At 68.1% G+C, this 4,928-nt stretch carries 2 protein-coding genes; both read right to left on the reverse strand.

What is annotated here, in order from left to right; genetic code table 11:
- Positions 1-24: 24 nt before the first annotated feature.
- Positions 25-1,899, reverse strand: a complete 1,875-nt coding sequence (locus tag U9980_RS04235) for a transketolase (RefSeq protein ID WP_416210149.1) — start codon at positions 1,897-1,899, stop codon at positions 25-27.
- A 222-nt stretch (positions 1,900-2,121) separates the two neighbouring features.
- Complete coding sequence (gene ppdK, locus U9980_RS04240) at positions 2,122-4,815, reverse strand: pyruvate, phosphate dikinase (RefSeq protein WP_322766770.1); 2,694 nt, start codon at positions 4,813-4,815, stop codon at positions 2,122-2,124.
- Between the last annotated feature and the right edge of the window lie 113 nt (positions 4,816-4,928).

The raw sequence follows: 4,928 nt of genomic DNA on the forward strand, positions 1-4,928 counted from the left end.
TTGTGACGATCAGACCTGTGAAGATCAGCGCAGCAGGGCGCGGGCCGCCGCCACGATGTGGCTCGCCGAGATTCCCGCCGCGTCCAGCAGCTCGGTCGGCGTACCCGACCCCGGTAGGTCGCGGACGGCCAGGTGGCGCAGACGCACCGGCACATCGGCAGCGGCGAGTGTCCCCACCACCGCGCTAGCGATGCCGCCCTCGGGGTAGTGGTCCTCGACCACTACCAGCCGGCCGTCGGTCGCCCGCGCGGCGGCCACCACCGTCGCCTCATCCACCGGCTTGACCGAGTAGAGGTCGATCACCCGTGCTGCAATGCCTTCGGCCGCAAGTGTCTGCGCAGCCGCCAGGCACTGGTGCAGGGTGACGCCGGCACCGATGAGGGTGACCACATCGGCGTCCGACCGGCGCGGCACCTTCGAGCCCCCGACGGTGAAGGACTCGTCCGGACCGTAGATCACCGGGTAGGCACCACGAGTCGTACGCAGGTAGCTGACCCCGTCGAGATCGGCCATGATCTCAACAAGCTTGGCCGTGCTGGTCGCGTCACTGGGATACAGGACGGTCGAACCGTGCACCGCCCGCATCATCGCAAGATCTTCCAGTGCCATCTGGGACGGACCGTCCGCGCCGATCTCGACACCCGCATGCGAACCCGCCAGCCGGATGTTCGCCTGTGAGATCGCGGCCATCCGGATGAAGTCGTAGGCGCGCGAGAAGAAGGCTGCGAACGTGGAAGCGAACGGAATGTAACCGCGTACCGACAGTCCCACCGCTGTCGCGACGAGCTGCTGCTCGGCGATGAACATCTCGAAGAATCGCTCCGGGTGGACCTTGGCGAAGTCCTCGGAGTGGGTGGAGTTGCTGACCTCGGCGTCCAGGGCAACCACAGCTGCCCGCGCTCCGACGGCGACGAGCGCTTCGCCGTATGCCTTTCGAGGTGCGACCTTCGCACCGAGGGGGTAGGTCGGCAGTTCGACCGTAACCGGGGCGGGCGCCGGCGGCCGCTCGATGGACGCCGGTGGCGCCGCTCCCCGGACGCGCAGGTTGCGTTCGCCACCGAGTTCGGCGATCGCGCGCTCGGCCATGTCGGGCGGCAGCGCCTTGCCGTGCCATCCGTCGGCGTCGACGATCTCGGAGAAGCCCTCCCCCTTACGGGTGCGGGCGAGGACGACCACCGGGCGGTCAGCTTCGGCAGCCTCGGTCAGGACCTTGTCAATCGCGGCGATGTCATGCCCGTCGACCATGAGTGCTCGGCAGCCGAACGCCTCGACCCGGCGGGCGTAGGCGTCGAGGTCCCAGCCGAGCTCGGTTGCGCCACGCTGACCGAGGCGGTTGACATCCACGACCGCCGTCAGATTCGACAGCTGGTAGTGAGCCGCCTTGTCCAGCGCCTCCCAGATCGAACCCTCGGCCATCTCACTGTCGCCGCACAGCACCCACACCCGGTAGGGAAGTCGGTCAAGGAGTCGCCCGGCGAGTGCCACGCCGACCGCGTCCGGCAGCCCCTGCCCGAGCGATCCGGTCGCCACGTCGACCCAGGGCAGAATCGGCGTCGGATGACCCTGCAGGCGTTGGCCGAAACGGCGGTATCCGGTCATCAGTTCATGATCGGAAACCACGCCGACAGCCTTGAACATCGCATACAGCAACGGGGACGCATGCCCCTTGGAGAAGATCAGGTGATCGTTGGCCGGGTCGTCCGGTTTGTCCCAGTCATACCGCAGGTGCCGTCCGAGCAGAACCGCCATCACGTCCGCGGCTGACATCGACGACGTCGGGTGGCCCGAACCCGCGGACGTCGACGATCGGACCGAATCGACCCGCAGTTGCTGAGCCAGTTCCCGGATCTGATCAAGATCGGTTGGATCAATCATGATCTCGGATTCGGGAGTTACCACGCCAGCCTCCTAATACGCCTGCGTATCCGTACATGGATATCCGCCGTACGTGCGCTCCCGCTGCCCCGACCGGTCCGCTGTTCCTGGACGGTCGGGGCCATACCCCGGGTCCCACAGTCCCGAACGGTACCAGCGGCAGAAGTTCACGACGGTGACGAACGGGCCATGATTGGGGGGCCGTTCGCGGGACCGCAAGCACCTTCGTCCCGGCCGGAGTGCCCGCTAACCGCCCTGGCCGGCACGGTCCAGGATGGCCGCCCGGCCGGCTTCCAGCCGGGCGATCGGCACCCGGAACGGGGAACACGAAACGTAGTCGAGTCCGACCTGATGGAAGAAGTGCACCGAATCCGGGTCGCCACCGTGCTCGCCGCAGACACCCAGTTTGATCTCAGGCCGGATCGCACGCCCCTCCTCGACCGCGATACGCACGAGTCGGCCGATTCCATCGCGGTCAAGCGACTCGAACGGGGAGACGCCGAAGATCCCCAGCTCGAGATAGCGGGAGAAGAAGGAGGACTCCACGTCGTCCCGGGAGAAACCCCAGCCCATCTGGGTGAGGTCGTTCGTGCCGAACGAGAAGAACTGCGCGGCCTCGGCGATCTGGCCCGCGGTCAGGGCGGCCCTCGGTACCTCGATCATCGTCCCGATCAGCGCGGGAACATCGACCCCGGTCTCGGTCGCGACCTCGCGCAGCACCTGTTCAGCCTGGTCGCGGACGACCTCCAGTTCCTGGACCGCGGCCACCAACGGCACCATGATCTCCGGATGTGGATCTCCGCCGGCCCGGCGGCACCGCACGGCCGCCTCGGCGATCGCCCGCACCTGCAGGGCGAACAGACCCGGGATGAGCAGCCCCAGCCGTACCCCGCGCAGCCCCAGCATCGGATTCTGCTCGTGCAGCCGGCGGACCGCCTCCAACAGCGCGCCATCGCCGTCCGACACCGGCTGGCCGGTGGCGGTGGCGATGCCCAGGCGCACCGAGAGTTCGGTGAGATCCGGGAGGAACTCGTGCAGCGGCGGGTCGATCAGGCGGACCGTCACCGGCAGACCGTCCATCGCCGTGAAGATCGCAACAAAGTCGTCGCGCTGAAGCGGTAGGAGTTCAACCAGTGCGGCAGCGCGGGCCTCGGCGTCAGCGGCGAGGATGAGCCGCTCGACCAGCTGCCTGCGTTCACCCAGAAACATGTGTTCGGTACGGCACAGTCCGATGCCCGCGGCGCCGAACCGGCGGGCGCGGGCGGCGTCGTCGGCGGTGTCGGCATTGGCGCGCACGCCGAGCCGGCGGGCCTGATCCGCGTGGGTGATGATCCGGTGCACCGCGTCGACCAGGGGGTCGGTCCCGTCCGCGACCAGCGTCCCCTCGAAGTACTGGACAACCGGCGACGGCACCACCGGCACCTCGCCGAGGTAGACCGCGCCCGACGACCCGTCAATCGAGATCACGTCCCCTTCGCCGATGACGATGCCGCCCGGCGCGACCGCGCGGCGGGCCCGGGTGTCGACATCGATCTCCTCGGCCCCGCACACGCAGGTCCTGCCCATGCCGCGGGCCACCACGGCGGCATGGGAGGTCTTCCCGCCACGCGATGTCAGCACGCCGCGCGCGGCGATCATGCCGTCGAGGTCGTCGGGGGTGGTCTCCCGGCGCACCAGGATCACCGGTGTACCGGCGGCGGCGAGCTCCACGGCCCGGTGCGAGTCGAAGACCACCTGACCGACGGCCGCTCCGGGTGAGGCGTTCATACCCTGGGCAATCTTCTCGGCCTGCCCCGTCAGCCCGAACCGGGGGAACATCAGCTGGGCGAGCTGGGCGCCGGTGACCCGCGTCACCGCCTCATCCATACTGATCAGACCCTGATCCACGAGCTGGACCGCGATCCGGAAGGCAGCGCCCGCGGTACGTTTGCCCACTCTTGTCTGCAACATCCACAACTTGTTGCGTTCGACGGTGAACTCGATGTCGCACAGGTCCCGGTAGTGGTGCTCCAGAATCGTCATTATCTCGGTCAACCGGGCGTACGCGGGTGGGTCGATGGACGCCAACGCCGTCAGGGGCAGGGTGTTACGAATTCCCGCGACGACGTCCTCGCCCTGCGCATTCTGCAGATAATCACCGTAGCCGCCCTGCGCACCGCTGCCGGGATCCCGGGTGAATGCCACGCCGGTGCCCGAGTCCATGCCGAGGTTGCCGAACACCATGGCCACGATGTTGACCGCGGTGCCGAGGTCCGCCGGAATGCGCTCCTGGCGGCGGTAGAGACGGGCCCGCTCACCGTTCCAGGAGTCGAAAACCGCGCGGATGGCCGAATCCAGCTGTTCCCGGGGGTCCTGCGGGAAATCCCGCCCGGTCCGGTCCCGGATTATCGCCTTGAAGGTCTCGGCCAGAATCCGCAGGTCGGCGTCGTCGAGATCGAGGTCGCTCGTGGTCGCCCGTGCCTTCTTCGCCGCGTCCAGAGCCTGGTCGAACAGTTCGCCGTCCACGCCGAGGACCGTCGTGGCGAACATCGCCAGCAGGCGGCGGTAGGAGTCCCAGGCGAAGCGCTGCGAACCGGACTGCCTGGCCAGACCGGAGACCGAGGCGTCGGACAAACCGACGTTGAGGACGGTGTCCATCATCCCCGGCATCGAGAACTTCGCGCCCGACCGCACCGAGACCAGCAGCGGGTCGTCCGGCTGCCCCAGGCGCTTGCCCATCACCTGCTCAAGGGCACCCAGGTGCGCGCTGACCTCATCGCGCAGCGCCGCAGGCTCCCTGCCATGCGCAAGATACTCGCGACAGGCCTCGGTCGTGATCGTAAAGCCGGGCGGGACGGGAAGCCCCATCGTCGTCATCTCGGCGAGATTGGCACCCTTGCCACCGAGAAGATCTTTCAAGTCCTTGTTTCCCTGGTGGAAGTCGTACACATAGCTGCTCATGGCCGCCCTCTCGTCTCCCGTCCCCGCGAACATCCCCCGCGAACCGCCGTCACGAACCGCCGTCACGCACCGCTGTCACGAACTGCCGCCGCCCCGGCCGTGGCACGCCGGTC

It is taken from the genome of Protofrankia sp. Cr1 (assembly GCF_963555865.1).
GTDB lineage: Bacteria > Actinomycetota > Actinomycetes > Frankiales > Frankiaceae > Protofrankia.